At 53.3% G+C, this 22,319-nt stretch carries 14 protein-coding genes, 4 tRNA genes and 7 pseudogenes; 13 read left to right on the forward strand and 12 right to left on the reverse strand.

Features of this window, described 5'->3' with window-relative positions; all coding sequences use genetic code 11:
- Nucleotides 1-117: 117 nt before the first annotated feature.
- The 4 genes and pseudogenes from H924_RS10415 to H924_RS14205 form a co-directional block, all read left to right on the forward strand.
- Nucleotides 118-190: transfer RNA gene (locus tag H924_RS10415), tRNA-Arg, on the forward strand.
- 329 nt (nucleotides 191-519) lie between these two features.
- Nucleotides 520-592 (forward strand) — tRNA-His (locus H924_RS10420).
- Nucleotides 593-715: 123 nt separating this feature from the next.
- A pseudogene (locus H924_RS10425) lies at nucleotides 716-1,615 on the forward strand (ABC transporter ATP-binding protein); the annotation flags it as partial.
- Nucleotides 1,615-1,770, forward strand: a pseudogene (locus H924_RS14205) (RNA polymerase-binding protein RbpA); the annotation flags it as partial. The pseudogenes H924_RS10425 and H924_RS14205, both read left to right, overlap by 1 nt.
- 102 nt (nucleotides 1,771-1,872) lie before the next feature.
- Here the strand turns inward: H924_RS14205 and musI are convergent.
- From musI to H924_RS10465, 7 genes and pseudogenes are all read right to left on the reverse strand, one after another.
- The gene (gene musI / locus H924_RS10435) at nucleotides 1,873-2,514 is read right to left on the reverse strand and encodes an ABC transport system MusEFGK2I component MusI (protein ID WP_003860887.1); all 642 of its coding nucleotides are present in this window, start codon (nucleotides 2,512-2,514) and stop codon (nucleotides 1,873-1,875) included.
- Between the two features lie 22 nt (nucleotides 2,515-2,536).
- Nucleotides 2,537-3,451, reverse strand: coding sequence for a carbohydrate ABC transporter permease (locus tag H924_RS10440; RefSeq protein ID WP_015651928.1), 915 nt, complete (start codon nucleotides 3,449-3,451; stop codon nucleotides 2,537-2,539).
- A gap of 3 nt (nucleotides 3,452-3,454) precedes the next feature.
- Nucleotides 3,455-4,300, reverse strand: coding sequence for a carbohydrate ABC transporter permease (locus H924_RS10445; protein ID WP_015651929.1), 846 nt, complete (start codon nucleotides 4,298-4,300; stop codon nucleotides 3,455-3,457).
- A 188-nt stretch (nucleotides 4,301-4,488) separates the two neighbouring features.
- Nucleotides 4,489-5,820, reverse strand: a complete 1,332-nt coding sequence (locus H924_RS10450; RefSeq protein WP_015651930.1) for an ABC transporter substrate-binding protein — start codon at nucleotides 5,818-5,820, stop codon at nucleotides 4,489-4,491.
- A gap of 363 nt (nucleotides 5,821-6,183) precedes the next feature.
- The gene (locus H924_RS10455) at nucleotides 6,184-7,428 is read right to left on the reverse strand and encodes a DUF4032 domain-containing protein (RefSeq protein WP_015651931.1); all 1,245 of its coding nucleotides are present in this window, start codon (nucleotides 7,426-7,428) and stop codon (nucleotides 6,184-6,186) included.
- An 82-nt stretch (nucleotides 7,429-7,510) separates the two neighbouring features.
- On the reverse strand, nucleotides 7,511-8,641 hold the full coding sequence (locus H924_RS10460; RefSeq protein WP_015651932.1) for an ABC transporter ATP-binding protein: 1,131 nt from the start codon (nucleotides 8,639-8,641) through the stop codon (nucleotides 7,511-7,513).
- A 205-nt stretch (nucleotides 8,642-8,846) separates the two neighbouring features.
- Nucleotides 8,847-9,596, reverse strand: a pseudogene (locus H924_RS10465) (glycosyltransferase); the annotation flags it as partial.
- On the opposite strand from H924_RS10465, the gene H924_RS10470 reads away from it, so the two are divergent.
- The 3 genes and pseudogenes from H924_RS10470 to H924_RS13975 all read left to right on the forward strand — a co-directional run bounded on the left by H924_RS10470 (nucleotide 9,594) and on the right by H924_RS13975 (nucleotide 12,123).
- Nucleotides 9,594-10,277, forward strand: a complete 684-nt coding sequence (locus H924_RS10470; protein WP_245533865.1) for a tyrosine-type recombinase/integrase — start codon at nucleotides 9,594-9,596, stop codon at nucleotides 10,275-10,277. The pseudogene H924_RS10465 and the gene H924_RS10470 sit on opposite strands and share 3 nt — an antisense overlap.
- Nucleotides 10,278-10,579: 302 nt before the next feature.
- Nucleotides 10,580-10,867, forward strand: a pseudogene (locus tag H924_RS14740) (lactate racemase domain-containing protein); the annotation flags it as partial.
- A 64-nt stretch (nucleotides 10,868-10,931) separates the two neighbouring features.
- A pseudogene (locus H924_RS13975) lies at nucleotides 10,932-12,123 on the forward strand (IS3 family transposase).
- Between the two features lie 43 nt (nucleotides 12,124-12,166).
- Here the strand turns inward: H924_RS13975 and H924_RS14210 are convergent.
- Nucleotides 12,167-12,330: pseudogene (locus tag H924_RS14210) on the reverse strand (TIGR00299 family protein); the annotation flags it as partial.
- Between the two features lie 153 nt (nucleotides 12,331-12,483).
- Here H924_RS14210 and H924_RS10485 point away from each other — a divergent pair.
- The 3 genes from H924_RS10485 to orn are packed head-to-tail and all read left to right on the forward strand — an operon-like array spanning nucleotide 12,484 to nucleotide 14,770.
- Entirely contained in the window at nucleotides 12,484-13,251 is a 768-nt protein-coding gene (locus H924_RS10485; RefSeq protein ID WP_015651937.1) for a hydroxypyruvate isomerase family protein, read from the forward strand.
- A 56-nt stretch (nucleotides 13,252-13,307) separates the two neighbouring features.
- On the forward strand, nucleotides 13,308-14,108 hold the full coding sequence (gene cmrA / locus H924_RS10490; protein ID WP_015651938.1) for a mycolate reductase: 801 nt from the start codon (nucleotides 13,308-13,310) through the stop codon (nucleotides 14,106-14,108).
- 2 nt (nucleotides 14,109-14,110) lie between these two features.
- Nucleotides 14,111-14,770, forward strand: coding sequence for an oligoribonuclease (gene orn, locus H924_RS10495; RefSeq protein WP_015651939.1), 660 nt, complete (start codon nucleotides 14,111-14,113; stop codon nucleotides 14,768-14,770).
- Between the two features lie 9 nt (nucleotides 14,771-14,779).
- Here orn and H924_RS10500 read toward each other — a convergent pair whose 3' ends face one another.
- The gene (locus H924_RS10500; protein WP_015651940.1) at nucleotides 14,780-16,024 is read right to left on the reverse strand and encodes an enterochelin esterase domain-containing protein; all 1,245 of its coding nucleotides are present in this window, start codon (nucleotides 16,022-16,024) and stop codon (nucleotides 14,780-14,782) included.
- Between the two features lie 191 nt (nucleotides 16,025-16,215).
- Nucleotides 16,216-17,367, reverse strand: coding sequence for a L,D-transpeptidase (locus H924_RS10505; protein WP_404825335.1), 1,152 nt, complete (start codon nucleotides 17,365-17,367; stop codon nucleotides 16,216-16,218).
- A gap of 599 nt (nucleotides 17,368-17,966) precedes the next feature.
- On the opposite strand from H924_RS10505, the gene H924_RS10510 reads away from it, so the two are divergent.
- The 3 genes from H924_RS10510 to H924_RS14215 all read left to right on the forward strand — a co-directional run bounded on the left by H924_RS10510 (nucleotide 17,967) and on the right by H924_RS14215 (nucleotide 18,904).
- Nucleotides 17,967-18,039 (forward strand) — tRNA-Lys (locus tag H924_RS10510).
- Between the two features lie 91 nt (nucleotides 18,040-18,130).
- Nucleotides 18,131-18,206 (forward strand) — tRNA-Lys (locus H924_RS10515).
- Nucleotides 18,207-18,550: 344 nt separating this feature from the next.
- Complete coding sequence (locus H924_RS14215) at nucleotides 18,551-18,904, forward strand: hypothetical protein (protein ID WP_015651942.1); 354 nt, start codon at nucleotides 18,551-18,553, stop codon at nucleotides 18,902-18,904.
- A gap of 57 nt (nucleotides 18,905-18,961) precedes the next feature.
- Here the strand turns inward: H924_RS14215 and betT are convergent.
- Both betT and H924_RS10535 read right to left on the reverse strand, forming a co-directional pair.
- Nucleotides 18,962-21,108 (reverse strand): annotated as a pseudogene (gene betT / locus H924_RS14745) (choline BCCT transporter BetT).
- A gap of 514 nt (nucleotides 21,109-21,622) precedes the next feature.
- Nucleotides 21,623-22,285 carry a hypothetical protein gene (locus tag H924_RS10535; protein WP_035108097.1) on the reverse strand — a complete coding sequence of 221 codons (663 nt, stop codon included), beginning with the start codon at nucleotides 22,283-22,285 and terminating at the stop codon, nucleotides 21,623-21,625.
- Nucleotides 22,286-22,319: the final 34 nt, after the last annotated feature.

Here is a 22,319-nt window from a genome sequence, read left to right on the forward strand (position 1 = left end):
ACGTTAGTTAAAATTTGTGGGAATTCACACAGCTGCGCTCCGTTTTGGATTCATGTGCGTACTTTATATAAAGTACTTCTCAGAAGTTGCGAGCGTTTTTCCTTCGCTATTTCTATTGCCTCCATAGCTCAGTGGACAGAGCAACCGGCTTCTACCCGGTTGGCCGCGGGTTCGAATCCTGCTGGGGGCACTTCGTTTTTACTGGTCAGGACACCTTTTCAGATTGAAGGGGTGTCCTGATTTTATGTGGATACACTTTGGGCACGTTCAACTTGGGCGGAACTAGTTTCCAAGTTCTCATATTTCATTGGCAGATCCCGGTCTTGCTTATTCCGATTCCCCCACTGGCGCAGCAGTCATCGATCAAAACTCCTTAAGGCAGCGATAGACAGTTCGAGCGTTGTGCATTAGTGATGGGAGTACACAATTTGAAAACACCTAGTTTTTCAGTCTGACCTGCCGTTTTGGCGAAAACACGATGGTGCATTAACATAATCCGTGCTGCTTAACACAGCAATGGTGGCTGTAGTTCAGCTGGTAGAGCACCAGGTTGTGATCCTGGGTGTCGCGGGTTCGAGCCCCGTCAGCCACCCCGAATAATCCCCTTACCTGCACAAACAGGTTGGGGGATTTTTACATTTTCAGCCGCCTACGCTTTAACCTACGCTTAAGGTTCGGTTTTTCACTGTTCCGCCTCGCCCCCAAAGGCCGCAGCAACGCCGCCATGGTTTTCCAGAACTATGCTCTCTACCCCCACATGACCGTGGGCGAGAACATGGGCTTCGCACTGAAGATCGCCGGCAAGTCCCAAGACGAGATCAATAAGCGCGTCGACGAAGCCGCCGCCACTTTGGGCCTGACCGAATTCTTGGAGCGCAAGCCGAAGGCCCTGTCCGGTGGTCAGCGTCAGCGTGTGGCCATGGGCCGCGCCATTGTTCGCAACCCGCAGGTCTTTCTCATGGATGAGCCGCTGTCTAACCTCGATGCCAAGCTGCGTGTTCAGACCCGTACCCAGATTGCAGCCCTGCAGCGCAAGCTTGGGGTTACCACCGTTTACGTCACCCACGACCAGACGGAGGCCTTGACCATGGGTGACCGCATCGCGGTGCTGAAGGATGGCTATCTGCAGCAGGTTGGCGCGCCCCGAGAGCTTTATGACCGCCCCGCCAACGTCTTCGTCGCCGGCTTCATCGGCTCCCCAGCCATGAACTTGGGCACCTTCTCGGTCAAGGATGGTGACGCTACCTCTGGTCACGCTCGCATCAAGCTTTCCCCGGAAACCCTCGCCGCCATGACGCCGGAGGATAATGGCCGCATCACCATTGGTTTCCGCCCGGAGGCACTGGAGATCATTCCGGAAGGCGAGTCCACCGATCTTTCCATCCCAATCAAGCTCGACTTCGTGGAGGAACTCGGTTCCGATTCCTTCCTCTACGGCAAGCTGGTAGGCGAGGGCGACCTTGGATCCTCCAGCGAGGATGTCCCCGAGTCCGGCCAAATCGTCGTCCGCGCTGCTCCGAACACCGCGCCTGCTCCGGGCAGTGTTTTCCACGCACGCATCGTGGAGGGCGGCCAGCACAACTTCTCGGCGTCGACTGGCAAGCGCCTCCCTTAAGCCCGCGTACCCACTGGGACATGCTGCGCGAGCGCCGCTCCATTGAGGAGTTGGATGAACTCTTGACCGAGCGCATCGAGAATCTGCGTTCTCGTCGCCGCGCGGCTGCCCGTCTGCTCAAGGAGCAGAAGGCGCAGGAGGAAGGCGAAGCTTAAAGAGCTTCTAGGAAGCCCACAAAGACCACAGGGTAGTGGTTCCACGATGACGTGGATACCACTACCCTATTTCTCGTTTTAGGCCAGCTGGCGCGCACCGCGTTATGCAGAGGGGCTATCGGGCGTTTGCGAATTGAGTTCGGGCCACTGCAGCACTAGCTCGGCGAGATAGACCGCGAGAGCCGGGCCGAGCACTGCGAGGAAGAACAGGTAGCCTCCCCACTGCGCTGGGAAAAAGACGGGGTACAAAACAAGCACTATGCCAGGCAATATTGCCAAAAGAGTACGCGGTAGGTGCCCTACCGCCTTCATCATGGCCTGTGTGATTCTTTGGCGGAAGCCGAGCCCCGGTGCATCGAGATGGAAGAACCATACGCTGACAGAGCCCAATACGATAAGCCCCGAGATCAAGGCTGCGCGCAGTATCAGGCCCATTGAACCCAGATCTGCCTTGGCAATGATAGCGAATTCATACGCGGCTAAGGCGGCGACGGCGAGGGAAATGAGCCACCATGCGGTGTTGACCCCGGGACGCGTCAAAAGGCCCCGAACGAAGGCCGAGCCGCGGCGAGAACCTTCCTCGCGGACCATCTGGCCGGTCACCGCGTGGGCGGTGCGCAAGGACATTCCCCCGGTGAATACGGGAAAGCACGTTATCACCAAGAGAACATTCACGATGACTAGGTCAGCGAAGAGGCTCAGAGCAGCATAGAACTTCGATTCGGGGCCGAGTATGCGATTCATGATTTTAACCTATCGCAACCTTTTAACCCTTCACGGCACCGGCAGCCACACCTTCGATGATGTGCCTCTGCGTGGAGAAGTAGAAGATGACGATGGGGATGATGGCCAAGACCAGCATGGCCATCATGGCACCCATATCGCGGTTACCGTTGGAGCCAACGAAGGATTGGATGACCACCGGGATGGTCTTGTATCGCGTGGACAGGCCAATGACCAAGTATGGCAGCAGGTAGTCGTTCCACACCCACATGGCATTGAGAATGGCCACGGTGATGGCAGTTGGCTTGAGCATAGGCCAGACTACCCGGAAGTAGTTCTGGAGCGGACCACAGCCGTCGATCATCGCAGCTTCCTCAACATCCAGAGGAATGGACTTGACGAAGCCCGCAAACATGAACACCGACAGACCGGAACCGAAACCGAGGTAGAGCACCACGATGCCGATCGGGTTGTTGAGGTGGAGCATGTCTGCAATCTTGACCGTCGGGAACATGACCATCTGGAAGGGGATGATCATGGAGACCACGAAGAGGTAGTACAGAAGGTTTGTCCACCAGGTCTTGACGCGCGTGATGTAGTAGGCGGTCATCGCGGAGAAGAACACGATGACGATGACGGAGAGGATCGTGATGATGAAGGACCACAATGTGGCCTCCAAGAAGCCCTGCTTGGTCAAGCCCACCATGAAGTTCTCGAAGCCGACCCAGATTTCACCGATGGGAAGGGAGAAAGGATCGGAGGAGATGGCGAACTTGGACTTAAAGGAGTTGATGAAGATGAAGAGGATCGGCCCCAAGAAGACGATGGTGAAGAACGCCAGAATGGCGTAGACCACGAACTTGGCGCTGCCAGACATGTGGGTCTTATTATCCGAGGGAAGCTGGTGATCCTTCTTCTTCGAGGCCGGAGCAGCCTGCGCTGAAGTGCTGGTAGTCATAACTTAAGCCTCGATTTCCTTGGAGCGGGTCGCGCGCAGCTGGAAGTACGCGATGAAGACCACAACGACGACGAAGATAACGGCCTTGGCCTGACCGACGCCCTCGACATTCATACGGTTAAACAGCGTGTTGATGATGTTGAGCGCCACCATCTCAGTTTGCCCGCCAGGAGCGCCGTTGGTCAGCGCCAGGTTCTGGTCGAAGAGCTTAAAGGAGTTCGACAAAGTCAAAAAGAGGCAGATGGTGATGGATGGCATGACCATCGGAATAGTGACGTGCCGCAGCATCTCCCACTTGTTGACGCCGTCGAGTTCGGCAGCCTCAATGAGCTCTGGTGCGACGTTTTGCAGGCCGGCGATGTAAATGATCATCATGTAGCCGATGAGCTGCCAGTTAAGTAGCATGATGAGGCCGGCGTAGCCGAATTTCCAGTCCGCGCTAATAGTCGTGGCATAGTGCGAAAGCACGGCGTTGATCATGGTCTGCCAGGTATAACCCAGCACAATGCCGCCGATAAGGTTCGGCATAAAGAAGACTGTGCGGAAAAAGTTGGTACCGCGGAGTTTGCGGGTCAGCAACCATGCCAAGAGGAAGGCGAAGAAGTTGACTGTGATCACGGAGACGATGACCACGAGGACGGTGAAACCGAAGGCTGAGATGAAACCTTCGCGTTGGGAGAAAGCTTTGACGTAGTTGTCTATGCCAACCCACTTGGCGTTGGTGATAGTGGTGAACTTCGTAAAGGAGAGGAAGAAACCCACGATGAACGGCACCAAGAAGGCAATCATGAATGCCAGAAGGGTGGGCAAGACAAAGACTGGGAAGTACTTCTTCAGCGTTGCTTGCATGGTGGTGAAACCTTAATTTCAGGTCGTGCCACACGTTTCCCAGCGGGGAAGGCGGTGAGGAGAGGAGGCTGAGGATGTGGAATAACTGCTCGCGCACAAGCTCGCGACGCGGGCCACAACCCTCACCTACTCCCCTCCCCGCCCTCCGCTATTGGAAGGAGTGTGGCGAGGGGGACGGGAATAGAGCTTTAGCCCCAGTTGGATTCCTTCTCAGCAGCCCAGTTGTCCTTGAAGTGCTTGACGACGTCCTCCCACTTCAGCTTTCCGGAGGCGTACTGCGACAGATCCTGGCCGAAGTCATCCTTGAACTGCTGGGACGGGAAGTACTGGAAGTTCCACGGGTAGGTGGTCAGATCCTTGTTAGCGATAGCTTCCGCGACTTGCTCAGCAAGGGGGTCATTCGGGGTGTCCTCAGCGGTGTAGCTTTCGAACGGTGCGATGAAGCCAAGGTCCTTCACCACGTGCTCCTTGCCAGCTTCAGAGGTAAACAGCCAATCCACGAAGTCCTTGGTGGCCTGCTGGTCGACCTCGGAGGCATCAGAGTTCACGCCCAAATAGTTCTCGGTACCGACGTTGATGCCGTGCTTTTCTTCATCTGGCAGACCCATGTACATGGGCAGGAACTTGATCTTGTCTTCCTTGACCACGTTGCCAGAAGTCTCGGAAATCTGGGACCATGCCCAGTTACCGTTCTGAACCATAGCGGCCTTGCCCTGTGCGAACTCAGCCATGGAATCAGACACCGTCTTAGACGGCGCAAGAGACTTTTCTACGGTGGAGTTCTCAAGGTAGAGATCGAAAAGGTTCTTGTACTCCTTGTTGTAGGAGAACTCGATCTCGTTGGTGTCCTCGACTCCCTTGTCCTGGTACTCCTGCCAGATCGGAGCGTTGGCCAGGTGGGTCTGCCAACGCCAGTCCTCACCGGATGTCAGCGAGGTGGAGGCGAAGGCGCCTTCGATACCGAGCTCGTCCTTCTTTGCCTGCATATCCTCGGCGACTTCCTTGAGCTTCTGGTAGCTGGTGATCTCATCCGTGGACTTGATCTTTGCGCCGGACGTGGCGATGTACTTGTCGAAGATCTCGTCGTTGTAGATGATGCCGAAGCCCTCGACGGCGAACGGAACGCCACGTACCTCGCCATCCTCGGTGGTCAGCGGCGGAATGTCGTCGGTCAGCTGCTTAGCTACCTCGGTGTCCGACATATCTGCCATGTAGTCCTGCCAAGTGATGAAGCCGGCTGGGCCATTGACCTGGAAGAGAGTCGGGGCTTCGTCCTTGCCAATCTCGGCCTTGAGGGTCTGCTCATAGGAGCCGGAGGCGGCAGTAACGACCTTGACCTTAACGCCGGTCTCTTCAGTGTAGGCCTTTGCGATTTCCTGGTATGCCGCGTCCTGTTCAGGCTTGAAGTTCAGGAAGTAAACATCGCCTTCCTCGTCGGTGGAGCCGGAGCACGCGACGAGACTTGCGGCGGCGAGCATGGAGGCCATGCTGATGGATGCGATGCGAGCAAGACGCTTCATGAGGTCCTCATCTTTCTTGATAAAAAGCGGGGTGATGAGCCGAGATGGATATCCGGCCCGTATTCGATTGTGTCTGGGAGACCTCCCATAACGAAGGCTTCTTCCCAGCGCCACCAAGTACTCCATAGCGGATTGCAGTCCAACTGTGAACTGGTTAGCCTCCCTTCCACCTTAGTGAGGTATTCCACATATTCAAAATAAATAGGACCCAAAACACCCGATTGTTACCATATCTACATTCGGGCATTGAAACCCTCCCCAATTATGGGGCAATCGGGCCTAAAACATACAAATACATATAAAAACAGTTGAGGGAAGCAGGGAGGATTTTTGATCGTAGGAGCCGTTGGGGCACGCGAGAGGTTATGACAAGTCTTCGTCTGAAGGGTTTGTGCTGAGGAGGCGAGCCTCGTCGCGGCGGGCCGGAAGCACGGATTCAAGATAGGATGCCGTGGCCTCTGGGAGGGTGACAGCCCCTCCCCTTTCTTGGGCGAGGAACCAGCGGTGGTCGACGATTTCGTGGAAGAATTGTGCTGGCTCCAGCTTGTCTAACATCTCCACGGGGACGGCGGCGATAGTCGGTTCGTATTCATTCGTCATCCAGAGATGCGCGGCTTGGGTAAGACCTACATGCGGTCCGCATTCGACGGCCTGATAGGCCTGGATCGAGCCCAATAGGCGTTGGGCCTGGTGTTCCTCGACGCTCAGCCCGGTTAAGCTCAATAGCTCTGCACGATAGTGGCCCGGATCCACCACTACAGGGCGAATGCGCACAACCTGCCGCGAATCGTCCTTCGTGACCTTGAGCTCCCCTACGTCAAAGCCCAGTTGATTGAGCCGGTCAATTCTCTCAGAGACGCGCCAATATTCACTGGCATCGACGGATTCCTCCGCGGTGAGCTCCGTCCACAATTCAAGATAAGAGCTTTCGACAAGGCCTCCTAGGGCGATGACATCGATGGACTTATCTAGGCATTCACCCGCCTGTAGGTCCATGAGTTCGCCAATGATGTTGACGCGGGCGATGTCGACGTCGTAAAGCCTGCGTGATTCAGAGAGGTTGGGCTGGAACTCCCCGGTTTCGGCATCGACGAGATAGGCGGAATAGGTTTCAGCATCGCGACGAAAGAGAGTATTAGACAGTGACACATCTCCCCAGTAGAAGTTGAGCAGATGCATCCGCACCAACAGCACGGACAGGGCGCGGATGAGCTTCTCCGCTTCCACGACCGTGAGGTGCCGAGAAAAGATCTCGCGATAGGGCAGGGAAAACTCCAAGTGCTCGGTCACCAAAGCTGCGGTGAGCTCCCCGTAGTCTTCCTCTGCCGGATGGCGTCCGGTGATCACGGCTACGGGGCGCACACTGGGGGCACCAAGGCGCTGCAGTTCACGCAGCATCTTGTACTCGTGGTGGGCGGTACGCGCACCAATTTCTTTGACCGCGACGATGCCACGGTTGATCCCCACGAAACGCACGATGTGCCGGGAAATACCCCTGGGCAGCGCGGCGATGAGATTATCGGGCCACTGTTCCAGGGGTGTACCCCAGGGCAGTGTCAGCAGTGCCGACGCGTACGTCGACGAGGTGATGCTCATGGACTCTTTCATGGCGAATCACTCCACCTTTTCTGCTGATTATGGCTAGAACTGCCCTACTCATTACGTGCCTCGGGGTAGCCGGTACGCGGGCTTAAGGGAGGCGCTTGCCAGTCGACGCCGAGAAGTTGTGCTGGCCGCCCTCCACGATGCGTGCGTGGAAAACACTGCCCGGAGCAGGCGCGGTGTTCGGAGCAGCGCGGACGACGATTTGGCCGGACTCGGGGACATCCTCGCTGGAGGATCCAAGGTCGCCCTCGCCTACCAGCTTGCCGTAGAGGAAGGAATCGGAACCGAGTTCCTCCACGAAGTCGAGCTTGATTGGGATGGAAAGATCGGTGGACTCGCCTTCCGGAATGATCTCCAGTGCCTCCGGGCGGAAACCAATGGTGATGCGGCCATTATCCTCCGGCGTCATGGCGGCGAGGGTTTCCGGGGAAAGCTTGATGCGAGCGTGACCAGAGGTAGCGTCACCATCCTTGACCGAGAAGGTGCCCAAGTTCATGGCTGGGGAGCCGATGAAGCCGGCGACGAAGACGTTGGCGGGGCGGTCATAAAGCTCTCGGGGCGCGCCAACCTGCTGCAGATAGCCATCCTTCAGCACCGCGATGCGGTCACCCATGGTCAAGGCCTCCGTCTGGTCGTGGGTGACGTAAACGGTGGTAACCCCAAGCTTGCGCTGCAGGGCTGCAATCTGGGTACGGGTCTGAACACGCAGCTTGGCATCGAGGTTAGACAGCGGCTCATCCATGAGAAAGACCTGCGGGTTGCGAACAATGGCGCGGCCCATGGCCACACGCTGACGCTGACCACCGGACAGGGCCTTCGGCTTGCGCTCCAAGAATTCGGTCAGGCCCAAAGTGGCGGCGGCTTCGTCGACGCGCTTATTGATCTCGTCTTGGGACTTGCCGGCGATCTTCAGTGCGAAGCCCATGTTCTCGCCCACGGTCATGTGGGGGTAGAGAGCATAGTTCTGGAAAACCATGGCGATGTCACGGTCACGCGGTGCAATGTGGGTAACGTCCTTGTCTCCGATGAAAATGGCACCGTCAGTAACGTTTTCCAAACCGGCCAGCATGCGCAGCGTGGTGGATTTACCACAGCCGGAAGGGCCGACGAGGACGAGGAACTCGCCATCGGCGATTTCCAGGTTGAATTTCTTGACGGTGGGTTCCTTTGCTCCCGGGTAGGTTAGGGAAGCATCTTTGAACGTTACGGTTGCCATTGCAGAATCTCCTCCATCGGCAGGTACGTGCCGAACGATCCGTAGTGTGAGAAACAGTGAAGTGAGTCACTGTGCGCCATCTAGAGTGCTGCCTATGACATTAGCACTAGTTTGGACCCTATGACAAAGCCCGGAAGCCATGCCGTGGCTTCCGGGCTTAGTTCTTCTAATTCATGGGCGTGGATGAGACGCCGCGGGCATCGAGTTACTTCTTGAAGGTGCCTTTAGCTAGGTTAGAGACTTCGGAAACGAAGTCCGATACAGCGTTCTTGGCCGTGGTGGCCTTAGGGCCAAGCTCCATGTCCTTGACCGTGCGGGAGGCGATCTTGGATACTTCCGATGTGAAATCGCTGATCTGCTCGGAGCGGTGAGCCACTCCCCACTTGGTTACTTCGAGCAGGGAATCCTTGACAAAGGAGCCGTCCAGCTTGGATTCACCAAGCTCGCGCTCGGTGAAGGTGATCGGAACCTCGCGGACATCGAAGCCATCCTTGATGGCGCGGAAGGCAACGTCCACCTGGAAGATGTATCCGGCGTTGGAAAGCTCCTCAAAGTCGAGGTGCTCAAGCAGCTCACGCCGGAAAGCACGGTAGCCGGCAGTCATGTCATTGATGCCGGCACCCAGGGCAACAGAAATGTACTTGTTGCCCAAGCGGGACAGCAGTTCGCGGTTGGCAGGCCAGTTCACTGTCTCTCCACCCGGTACGTAGCGGGAGCCAATGACCAGATCTGCGCCCTTTTCAATTTCCTCAAGCAAGAGGTGGAGCTGTTCTGGTGCGTGGGAGCCGTCGGCATCCATTTCGCACAGAACATGGTAATCCTTCTCTAGGCCCCACTCGAAGCCGGCGATATAAGCGCCAAGAAGGCCCCCCTTGCCTTCGCGGTGCAGCACGTGCAGGTGAGAATCCTCAGCAGCGAGCTTGTCTGCAGCCTCTCCGGTGCCATCCGGGGCGTGAACCTAGATATTGCAGCACCGAAGCCCAAGAAGTCAGGCCGCCGCACACTCACAAAACCCGAATGGGATGCCGTCATTAAGCATCTGTTAACGCGGGATACCGAGCCACTGTTAACCCCCACCAAGCACAAGAACATCCGACAAAGCACCAAGAACATCCATGCCCGCATTGTGCGGCTCACTCTCCTCCAAGCCGTTTCAGGGCTGAGAATTGCCGAAGCCAATCAATTGCAGTGGAAGCACATCATCGACGGTGACGATGGCATGCTCATTAATGCCAGCGCCGATATTGTCAAGGGGCGAAAAGGCAAGGAAAGAGGGCGGTATATCCCTATCCTGAGGGCCGACGTAGCGGAATACCTGCGTACACACCGCGAGGACGACGAGCATTTCATCGTAGGCTCACCGACGACGACCGCGAGGCCCTGGGACGCGACGAACGCAGATGACAAGGTGCCCGAGCTATACCGGCAAATTGCAGAAGCTACAGGCGTGAAGATTCTTCAAGACCTCCGAAGCCACTCCTGGCGTGCGACGCTGCACGGTGTGTACGCGGACGTGATGGACCCAGCTACACGCGCCGCCATTTTCGGCCACACCGAGCAGGTAGCTGAGGAGTACTACAACGACCGCCAAAATATTGAATCACTCATGAGACAAGTCAAGCGCGCCTACGCGTAACTACGCTTAAGACTACGCGTAAGACTCGGGATTTTGCGGGAATCACACGGAACACCAAGGAACATAAAACGCCCACACGCTGCATGTTCCCTACCATTCCCGCATGTGCCCTAAGTTCATACCGAGACCCTGGGTGTGGCGGGTTCGAGCCCCGTCAGCCACCCCTAAGAGATCCCCTCTAATCTTGCAAAACAAGATTAGAGGGGATTTTTTGTGCCCCATTCCATAACCTAAGTTCAGAGGGTCGTTGCAACACTCTGCAACTAGTTGCTTAGGTTCTATGATCTGAGCACACTAGTTTTATGAGCCACAAGACTATTAATCTGCCAATTCCTGAAGGCCTTGCGGAATCCGCTGCCCTGCTCGGTAGTGCTACTGAAGTCCTTACTGAAGAACAAGCTCGTCAATTTATTCTTGAGGAAATTTCCAAGCTTGATATTGATGGCAAGTAAGTATGTATTCCCATCCCTGATGGCACTCGCTCTGGTCCCCACGGCCTGATGATCAAAGCTGTTTATGACGCTATCGCTGATCGTGCCAAGTCCATCACCATCTTGATCGCACTCGGTACTCACGCTGCAATGGACGAACTGCGCCCGTGTGGTGATTTGAGACAGGGTCTATGAGAATTAGTTCCATGTCGAATCGCACGTCATCTTCACCGAAGAATTCAAAGCAGGAGCTGTGCAACTCGTCGTCTCCTCAGGGCGCTCGGTCAAGGAAGTGGCCACCGAGTTGGGTATCAAAGAAGGAACACTGAGCGCGTGGGTAAGAACCTGGAGGGCCGAGCATCCAGACGCCGGTGTGGATGAACCAGGCCCAGTCGAATGGGCGAAATACAAGGCCCTGCAGGCTGAGAACGCCGCGTTGAAACGGGAAAACGAGTTTTTGGGAAAAGCCAGCGCCTTCTTTGGAAGCCGAAGCACCTGTAGAGGATCTCTCAGCGTTCATCGAGCAAGAGAAGGCGTCGTTTCCCATTACATGGATGTGCACAAAGTTGGGCATGTCCAGAGCGTCGTATTACCGGTGGGCCAAGCCTGCGGGTCTGACTCCGACAGCCATAAGGCATTTAGAACTCAGGGCTGAGGTTGCCCAGGAGTTTGAAAAAAGCAACCAGATGGCTGGCAGGGATCAGCTGACCACGTTGCTCAACCAGCGTGGTGTCAAAGTTTCTACTGGGACTGTGGGATCAATTATGAACGAATTAGCAGTGCGTGCCAGACGAATGCGGGCCTGGAAGAACACCACGGTCAGTGACCCTTCTGCCCGGACCGAGCATATTAAAAATCATATGCTCGATAGCCAAGGGAAACGAGACTTTACCGCTACCGTGCCTGGGACCAGGCTCGTTGGTGACATTACGTACTTAAAGACGGGTTCCGGGTGGCTGTATGTGGCTACCGTGATCGATTTGGCTACGCGGATGGTGGTGGGGTGGTCTATGGATTCCAATATGCGCACACCGTTGGTGATCAACGCGCTGGCCATGGCACGTAATCATGGGCGTCTTCATCCTGAAGGCGCAATTTTTCACTCCGATAGAGGATCGCAATACACCTCCGAGCAGTTCCAGACATGGTGCGCCGGCAACAAGATCACCCAATCCATGGGATTGACCGGGGTATGTTGGGATAACGGAAGTCGCGGAGAATTTTTTCTCACATTTGAAGACCGAAATGTATCACCACTACGACTTTAACAATCACCTGTCGGCCCGAACCGCGGTGATGGAGTACATCGAGGGGCAGGTCACAACCGGCGCCGCCCGCATAGCAATAACCAGGGGCTCTCACCGGCTAGTGCTTTGACCGCATATCAGCAGCAGTATGGATTAGCAGCAGCGTAAGAAGAAAAATCAATCAAGCTGTCTCAAAAACTTGACGAGCGCATTTGATGCTACGTTGGCCTTGACGGACAACTTCTGAGGTTTCTAGCTTGATGTCGCCCGGGATTACGGCCTCAATTACCGACTGAATGCGCGTTAGATCAGCACCAGCATCAATTAATGAATTCACCCTGCAATGCCAGCGGTGGCATCAATCCACAAACCCACTTTTATCCCCTTCAAATCCTCTAAAAAAACTTTTTGTCTGTCCAGCTTAGGTCTATCGACGGGGTTAAAAAATCAACCCCGTGTCCCAGGTACTTATTAGACTCAGGCCACAAACAAAATTCACTGACTTTTAGGATACTTCGGAGGGGTCACATGCCAAGGTTTGCTGCCAATTTATCGCTACTTTTTAATGAGGTAGATTTCTTAGAGCGCTTTGCACACGCTGTACGTTATTCCTTTAGTGCCGTGGAATTTATGTATCCCTATGACCTTAACGGCACTGACATTAAAGCTGCAGCCATCGAGGCCGGTTTACCCATTGCGCTCTTTAACGCGCCAGTGGGAGAAACTTTTGGTTTTGCAGCGCTGGTGGAATTAGAAGAATTCAAAGTTCTTATGCAGCCTGCCTTAGATTATGCGGCTACTTTAAGGCCTGAAAAGATGCATATTCTCTCCGGTCTCGCCGAGGCTGATGACCACGCTGACACACGTTATGCCACCAATATCGGCTGGATCGCCGCGGAATTGGCCAAGCTTGATGTCCTAGCAGTTATTGAGCCCATTAATAGTTACTCAATTCCCGGCTATTTTCTTAACAATCTTAAGCAAGCCTTTGACCTCATCAAAAAGATTAACCATCCCAATGTGAAAATCCTTTTTGATATTTTCCATATTCAACAAATCCACGGAGATCTCTTACACCAGCTTCAAAAAGTTGCTTCAGCTGGCCTTTTGGGCCATGTACAGGTGGCAGCAGTCCCGCACCGACACGAGCCAGGCAGCGGCGAGGTCAATGAGGCATTTATTTTCCAGGCCTTGGATGAGCTGGGTTATGGCGGTTATATTAGCGCGGAATATAACCCTGCTGGCGCCACTACTGAGGGTCTGGGTTGGTTGGACAATCACGTGTCCACCCCATGACGTACCATTAATTGCGATAGTTTTTAGCCATTTAATCAGCACCGAAGGAGCCTGACATGGCGTTACCCATTCCCAGCAAAAGCGCTCGAGCGCTCGTCACTGGCGCTAGCCAAGGCATTGGTCTAGCCATTGCCCGTGATCTAGCAAGGTTTGGCCACAACCTCATTCTGGTGGCCCGCCGCGAAGAAATCCTCAAGGATATCGCCGCTGACTTGGAAAACAAGCACGGCGTCATCGTTGAAGTACGCGCAGTTGATTTGGCAGATCAAGATCAGCGTGCGGAATTGATCGAGGAGATTAAAGACCGCGAAATCAACATCATCATTAACTCCGCAGGTATCGCTAGTTTTGGACCGTTTAAGGACCAAGATTGGAACTACGAATCCAAGCAATTTGCGCTAAACGCCACCGCGGTTTTTGAGCTCACCCACGCTGTGTTGGGCGGCATGTTGGAAAGGGGCACCGGCGCTATTTGCAATGTTGGCTCTGCCGCCGGCAACGTGCCAATTCCAAACAATGCCACCTATGTACTTACTAAGGCTGGCGTAAATGCCTTTACCGAGGCCTTGCACTATGAACTACGTGGTACCGGCGTATCTTGTACTCTGCTGGCTCCCGGCCCCGTCCGTGAAGCTGTTGTTCAGGCCGAGGATATGTCCATTGTGGATAAGGTCGTGCCAGGTTTTCTCTGGACCACCTATGAATCCTGCTCTGCAGAAACCCTGCAAGCACTCTCCAAGAACCGTCGCCGAGTTGTCCCCGGACCACTGGGTAAGGCCATGAACACTGTATCCAGTATTGCTCCAACCGCTGTGCTCTCCCCTGTTATGGGCTGGGTCTATAAGAAGATGGGTTAAATATGACTGAAGCTGATAACAACGCCCCCACCGTAGCTGCACGCGATGATCGCCTGGTATGGATTGACCTTGAGATGACCGGCCTCGATCTGCAAAAACACGTCATTGTTGAGGTCGCTGCCCTGGTTACTGATGCCAACCTCAACATCATTGGCGAAGGCGTTGACCTCGTTGTGCACGCCACCGATGAAGAACTTGCACAGATGGATGACTTTGTCACCAATATGCATGATTCTTCCGGCTTGACCGAGGAAATCCGCAGTTCCACAGTGTCTCTTCAAGAGGCAGAGGATGCAGTGCTAGCTCTAATCGCTGAGCATTGTGATCCTGCACATCCAGCTCCATTGGCTGGAAATTCCATTGCCACGGACCGTTCTTTCATCCGCGAGCAAATGCCACGCCTGGATGCTGCCTTGCACTACCGCATGGTCGATGTTTCTTCCGTAAAGGAACTTGCGCGTCGCTGGTATCCTCGTGTTTATTACAAGCAGCCAGAAAAGGGCCTGTCCCACCGCGCCTTAGCCGATATTGTGGAGTCTATCCGTGAGTTGGACTACTACCGTCGCTCATTTTTTGTTGCAGCTCCTGGCCCTTCAACAGAAGACTGTACTGCTGATGCGCAGGCCGCAACTGAGCGTTTTGCCCCTTATCTTGAGGCCTAAGCTCAAAGTTTAAAAAGAATTTAGGAGCCTGGTGAGCTCGGTGAGCATATGCACCCGCCACCAGGCCCAATCGTGGCCACCGTGCACACCACGCACGCGGACCTCACGGATATCCCCCGAAAGATCCTCTGCAAGCTGATGTGAAAGGCGCAGCATATCGCCCTCATATTTGCCGGTTTGGAGATGAATAGAGCTCCAATTTTCCGCAGTGGAGAGCGCGTCGGCAATATTAAAACGCCATAAGCTGGGCGATTGCGCAATGGCATGACCAATTTCGCCATCACCTAAAGCCAGCGCCCACAAAGCAGCCAAGCCGCCGAAGCTAGCGCCGGAAACAATCGTGTCTTCCCCACGGGCGGAAACGTTGTAGGTTGCACGAACGTGCGGCAGGATCGCGTCGATAAGCGCATCAACCTGGCCACCTGGGACGCCGAGGGTCTCCCAGCGGCGCTGCGTGTCTACGGAGTCCAGCATCAAAACGCTCACCGGTGGCAGCAAGCCAATGGCGATCGCGGCGTCAATATGCGCTGCTATATTCATGTTTTCATGCCAAAATTGGCCATCAAACAGAATCAGCAATGGCGCTTTAACCGGTGCTTGATAAAACCAAAAACGCTCGCCAGCGACGGTCTCTTCCACTACCTCTACGCTTGTCGACGCCCCTCCCCAGCAATTGGGCAAGGCATCAGGGCCTTCCACGAGGGAGGAATTCATGACCGCGCCGAGGGCGCGGGAATCTGGACGGGCACTGGCCTGAATGGCCTGTCGAATCTCCAAATAATCAGTGCTTTGGCGCCACGGTGGTGTTTCTTGAGATTCCCAAGTACTGATGGTGTAGCTGGCGCGCCAATCTGAGGGCATACGCAAGCTTAGAATCCACAGGTCAGAGCCCTCAAGGCGGTGCATCTCTGAATCAGCAATGCGATTTGGATCAAAAACGCCATTAACCCACAACACCACTGCGGTGGCACCGGGGCACTCAACAATCCAGGTATAAAGGCATATATCTGGATTGCCTTCAGGATCGTCGGCAATGAGCGGATTTGGTTTGGCAAGAGCCCTGACAGCCATGTCGCCACAAAGGCGGGCAGAGTGCTCGCCACCTTCTTGGACTGCGTTTTGCCAGGTCCGTTCCATCACATCAATGATGCGCGTGTTGGCTGGAGCGTTGGAAAATGACACAGTTGGCTGCAGCTCCTGGTGGGAAAAACCGAAACGGTCCACCCACTCCTTGGTCTGCCTCAACGGTGGCATCTAGTTTCCCCTTGGCCTGGTCAATTAACAATCTAAAAGCTATAAACGTGCACAACCGGCCGACATTTACCCCTCACCTTGCTGCTGTGTAGGTGAAAATGTCCGCCGGTTTAAAAACAGGTTGTCAGTCTAGTTCAGAGGATTAGCGCAGGCAATATTAGTATTGTATTCCAAATTAATTTGATTATGCCTTAGCTAAAGTCCGCGTTTCCCGCACTCCACTCAGACCAAGGAGTATTCCAATCGCCCAAGCCATCGGTTCCGCTCAAGGTTGAGCCCACAGTGTTTTTCACGGTGACAATATCGCCACGTTTCACAGTCTCTTGGAACCATTGTGCATTCTCGGTTGAGACGTTAATGCAGCCATGGGAGACGTTGGTGTTTCCCTGCGAACCAACGGACCACGGAGCGGCGTGCACATAAATTCCGGAGTAAGACATCTGGGTGGCGTATTGCACAGAGGTGCGATATCCACCTTCCTCATAACCCAAGCCAAAAGTGGTGGAATCCATAATCATTGATTCATTACGATCGCCGATGATGTAGGTGCCATTAGGAGTTGCAAACTCGGCGGTATCTCGACCAAAAGAGACTGGCATGGTGCGCAGCAGCTCACCATTTTTATAAACACTCATGGTTTTGGTGGCGTCATCAGCAACTGCTTCGACACGATCGCCAATAGTGAAGTTGGTGGCGTTATTAGTTTCGCCCCACAGCCCATCGCCAAGTTTCTCGCCATAAATATTGGCTTCTACAGTGACCGAAGTACCTGGAGCCCAATATTCTTCTGGACGCCACCGGACTTCATATTCATTTAGCCAGTAGAAGGCACCATCTACATGAGGCGAAGTTTCCACAGTTAGTGCTGCTTCGGCAGCTTCCCGGTCTCCCACTGGAGTACCAAAACGGAAGCCAATGGTTTGACCAACACCAACGACAGAATCAGCCAAAGGTGACAGCGCTACTGAAGTGGTTGAAGAAGGTGTAATGGTACTAAAAACGGTGGTGGTGGATTCGCCGTTCTTATCTGAGGCCTTGATGGTGTACGTGCGGTTATATCCGAGGGTTTCAGCGGTGGTCCAGGTGCGCCCATCTGCAGAAAGCTCCGATTCCACCTCATAGCCTTCTTCATTGGTCATGGTGACCTCATCAAGACCCTCACCCATGGATTTTACGATGACAGGTTCCGCAGGATTAACGTTTTCCGCATCATCATCTACTGAGACCACGGGAGCCAGCAGCTTTTCTTGAGTTACTGTCGCTTCTTGAGCGTCAGCCTCTTGGGCGTCAACATTTCTGTCGATGGTGCAACCTGAAAGAGTGAGTGCTCCGACGGTGAGCATCGCAAGCAATGATCCCGCAACGACCTTGCGCTTTTTAGCAAAAACCTGCAACTACTTCGCCCTCCTGGCACAAACTGCAAAAAATAAAACATCCGCCAGCTGGCTCATTAATCCCTAAAGACAATCGAGAAAACTGACTAAAATTCAAAGACAAACGCTACAAGATTAAACACCTTTTAAAAGGGAAACATTCCACTAGTAATCAAATCGTTAGAAGAACGACACCAATAAGTAGCCAGACTTTCGAACATATCCAATAACCTGCAAAAACATAAGGCTTTAAACCTTGTGTAGAACTACTTTACGCCTTGCAGCGCAAATTCTAAGCACCAGAAAAATCCCCGGAATTTTACAAGTTGCCCCACAGTCTTTTGAGCATTTTTAAGCGAACTTGAGACAGCAATTTTCTAAATACCTCCCATCATCACCGAATTTGCTCTAGAGTTGATTAACTTTTTTCAAGATCCACAATTCTCACCCCAATTAGCACCAAGTCGAAACTTAAATAGGCCTTTGACCTGTGGATTTTACATTGATTCCATTTAGCTGTTATATTTTTCTTCGTTGCAAGCGAGGTATTCAACTCAAGCACACAGCATGCGTCATTAGCTCAATTGGTAGAGCATCTGACTCTTAATCAGAGGGTTCGGGGTTCGATTCCCTGATGACGCACAGTTGAGAAATGAACCGCAGCCTGTGAATCACAGGCTGCGGTTTGCTTCTTGAATACTTCATCGAGTAAATTAACTCAAGCAAGCAATATGCGTCATTAGCTCAATTGGTAGAGCATCTGACTCTTAATCAGAGGGTTCGGGGTTCGATTCCCTGATGACGCACCAACTAAAGCTCCAATCACTTTCGTGATTAGAGCTTTTTTGCGTCCCTAAATCCATAACCTAAATGCATCACATGACATTTATTTTATGTCTTGAACTACGCTTTTTGGGTTGAGCGTGAAAACACCATTGGTGGGCAAATGCGCGCCTGGGCAGCGTCTAGCTACCTGAAGATGTAAATCGAGCACATGATCAACTTCTACAAGGTCGAGCTCAAGCGTCTCAATGTTGATATGCAGCTTAATACCGATGCCATCGGTGTGGATTTGGATGGCTTCGACTAGGTCCTACTGGCAACCAGCACCAATGCGGGTAAACGTCCAGCTGATACCTTTGATGCTGGAAGCATGCTCATTGCTGGCGAGAAGCCTGCAGATCATGCACTTACTGTCTTTGGCGATACCGAAGTAGCGATGTTCACCGCATTGTGGCTGGCAAAGCAAGGTCTTAGCCTGACGCTAAGCTCCCCTGCCGACCAAGTTGGAGTAGATACCAACGATATGCAAAACGATCGTTTATTGCAGCTGCTGCCCAGCAATTTGAAGCCGCTGGCGGCACATTGCCCAGCCAGCCGGTTGATCTACCCGGAGCAGATGCAGGTCCCGGTAACCAATATCTTTATGCCCGTGCGCCTTGGGGCAGCACTATTGAATTGCTGTCCTGCCCCTCACCACAAGCTTATGAAGCTCATACGGAGTTAAGGAGGTGGCGCCCCGCGCAATAAATGAGGCAACGGGGGTTCGTCGAAAAGCGTGTTTTTAATGTTTTTCCGGATTCCCACTCTCCTCTAAGGCAGGCTCGGCGACGGGTGGAGCGGGCGGAGTAAGCAGCGAAGGATTGTCGGCATTAGAAGTGACGGTTAGGAACGCAATGTGGGTTTCATAACGGTCGATGACATCATCAATAATTTGCTGCTTGCTCAAGCCCATGAGGTCATAGCCCTCCGAACCGGTGAGGTTAAAAACTTCCAGGCGATAATAATTCTCTGCGGTCTGCGCGCGACGGCCACCAAAAGAAGGAATCGGAGTGGACACCGGGGAAACGAAGTACTGGAAGCGACGCTGGTTTTCAATATTTACCAACAAAGCATGGGTTGGGATATTGGAATGCGGGTCAACATCGCTAATCAACTCAGTTGAATAACCCAAGCGGGCAAATTCCTTATACACATCTTGCAGCGCAGGCTCCACTGTGGACTCCACAAATTTTTGCCACCTGCTGCTTACTTGGATAAGAACGCAAGCTGGCCACACGCTGACGCCAGGTCTTCTCCGGAGCATTGCCACCATCGCTTGCCACATAACGATTGTGCAGGCGACGGCCTTCCATCTCCGCGCGTTCCATCCGCAGTACCTTAAGGAATGACGCCATCACCAAATATGCAATTACAGTTACCGGCAGCGCAAAGATCAAAGTTGCATATTCCATAGTGGTCACACCACCAGCCAACAACATTGCAATGGTCAAAATTGCGGTCACCACAGCCCAGAAAATACGCAACCACTTGGCACCATCTTGGCTGGGATCTGGAATAGAAGAAGAGAAATTAGTCATTACCATCGCACCGGAATTAGCGGAGGTCAGGTAGAACAAAAGGCCAGAAATGGTGGCCAGGCCAATCAGGAAAGTGGCGCCGGGGAACATCTCAAGCAGGGTGTACCAACCTTGTTCTGGTGACTCCATAGCCAGCTTGGCAAAAGCGTCATTGCCATTAAGCACCTCATACATTGCAGAGTTGCCAAAGGTAGTGACAATCAAGAAATCGCAGATCACGGGCACAGTAATAGCTGCAATAACAAATTCACGCAGGGTACGGCCACGAGAAATACGAGCCAAGAACACGCCCACAAATGGCCCCCAGGCCAGCCAGAATGCCCAGAAGAAAAGCGTCCAACCGGCCATCCAGTCGGCTCCACCTTCCTCATAAACCATCGTCTGCAAAGAACGCTGCGGCAAAGTGTTAATAAAACGGCCGAAATTCTCCACCATGCCATTTAGCAAGAATGAGGTGTGGCCAGTGACAATGATGTAGAGAATCATCGCACCTGCACTCCATAGGTTCAGCTCAGAAATTAAGCGAATGCCCTTATCAACACCCGAGGTACAGGCAGCGATAGTAATAACAACTGCCACCATCACCAATGCGATTTGCAGTGCCAGGCCATCTTGCAACTCAAAGAGCGTGGAAAAACCTACTGACAACAACACCACACCGATACCCATTGAGGTGGCAACACCCATGACCGTGCCGACCAGAGTGATGATGTCAATGGCATCCCCGGCGCGACCTTTTACCCTTTTACCCAAAAGTGGATACAGCGCTGCGCGAATAGACAGTGGCATACCCCAGCGATAAGCAAAATACCCATGGCCATACCCAGCAGGGAGTACATAGCCCAGCCACCGATGCCATAGTGGAACATTGTCCATACCACGGCGTCACGGGCAGCTTCTGCAGATTCAGGAGCTGCATCAGGTGGGGTGACATATTGGGTAATGGGTCCGGTTACCGAATAAAAGAGCATGTCAATGCCCACACCAGGGGCAAAGAGCATGGATACCCAGGTGAAAAGGTTATAGTGCGGGCGAGAGTGATCAGGTCCCAAGCGAATTTTGCCCATGGAAGACAGCGCAACCCACAGCACAAAACAAATAACGATAAAAACTGTTAGGACGTAGTACCAGCCGAGGCTTTCACCAATAAATCCCACAATTGATTCCATGGTGCTAAAAGCGTGATCTGGGGCAAACATTGCCCACATGGAAAAGCGAGAATAATAATGGCGCTGATGGAAAGAACTGCCCAGTTAACTTTGGCTTCACCAAAAACTTGAGCACCCTTGGAAAGCTCATCACGGGATACCGGCGGTCGGTTTTCCCGCTTTTCCTCATTTTTGCATAACATTTGGCTTCCGCCTAGCTCATCGCGCTTAATCGATTCTCGGAGCGTTTGAGTGTTTTCATCTTTTTTCTCGCTCACTCACAACTCCTTCCATGTTCAGTTACATTCGCCTCGGCGCCCTTAGGTGGGCAATGCGCCAGCAAAACTTCCGACCTCTATAAAACCGAGGTCTATAAAGAGGCGGGGCGGCACATTAGCTCGCTGTCATTTAACGCAGATTCTGATGGGAAAAAGGGGCATCGATTTCAGATGCCAACACATTTTCCCCAGGATCGCCGCGAGATATTGTTCTCAGCGGCTTACCTTTTTTTGGGGACAACAAAGTATTACCTTATAGGTATCGAGGGCGAACCCCAAACGCTAATAGCGCTTGCTACGTTCGCAATAACCCATGCTGCGCTGCAAAAACCTGCACCTGCCAGCTATTTTCAAGCTAGGTAATACTTTAAAAACACTGAAGGGATTAAGCCATTTTTCCTATTTAAAACCCATATCAACTTAAAGGCTGAGTCTGAGGCTAGGCGCCTTCTAAGGCGGCGTTGAGTTTTGCCACCTGAGCGTCGAAAAGCTCTTTGGTGGTTGCCTCATCGGTTTCTAAACCTGCGACGATGACATGGTGATTGCCAATCTGCTGCAGCATCATCACGGTTGAGGCCTCATTTCCAGGAGTGACCGCAATGTCATATTTAAAGCCAGTGACATCGTCGGAGGAATTCTCTAAAGGAGTAAAGGAATATTCGGCACCGGTATCTGCATCTTTAATGGGCTCGGTGCAGGATTCTGCAATCTGAGAATAGAGGTCAGTGAGAGAAACTTCGTTGTCCTCCGGGTTGGACATCAGTGCAATAGAAACAGTGCCCTCCCCTATTTGATAGGTCCGGGCCGCTGAAGCAACAGTAGGAAGTTCGGCATCTTCTGCAGCTTGCAGCGCCTCACCACAGGCTCCCTCGAACTTGGCGGCATCGTGCACCACAGCAAGTGGCATGGATTCCCCGGTCAATGAGGTGTCATTTGCGGTGGTGACATCAGGCTTTCCCGTTTCTTCAACGCTCAACAACTGCTCATGCAGCGGAGCTGTCTCAAGTGGTGCCGCAGCTGGCTCACTGCTGCACGCACTGAGCAACAATCCAGCGCTGAGCAGTGGGGCAAAAATGATGGCTTTTTTCATGGTTTTAGTCACCGAAACTCCTGAAACTTAAAGGAACGAACTCTAA

The sequence above is a fragment of the Corynebacterium callunae DSM 20147 genome (genome assembly GCF_000344785.1).
Taxonomy (GTDB): Bacteria; Actinomycetota; Actinomycetes; order Mycobacteriales; family Mycobacteriaceae; genus Corynebacterium; species Corynebacterium callunae.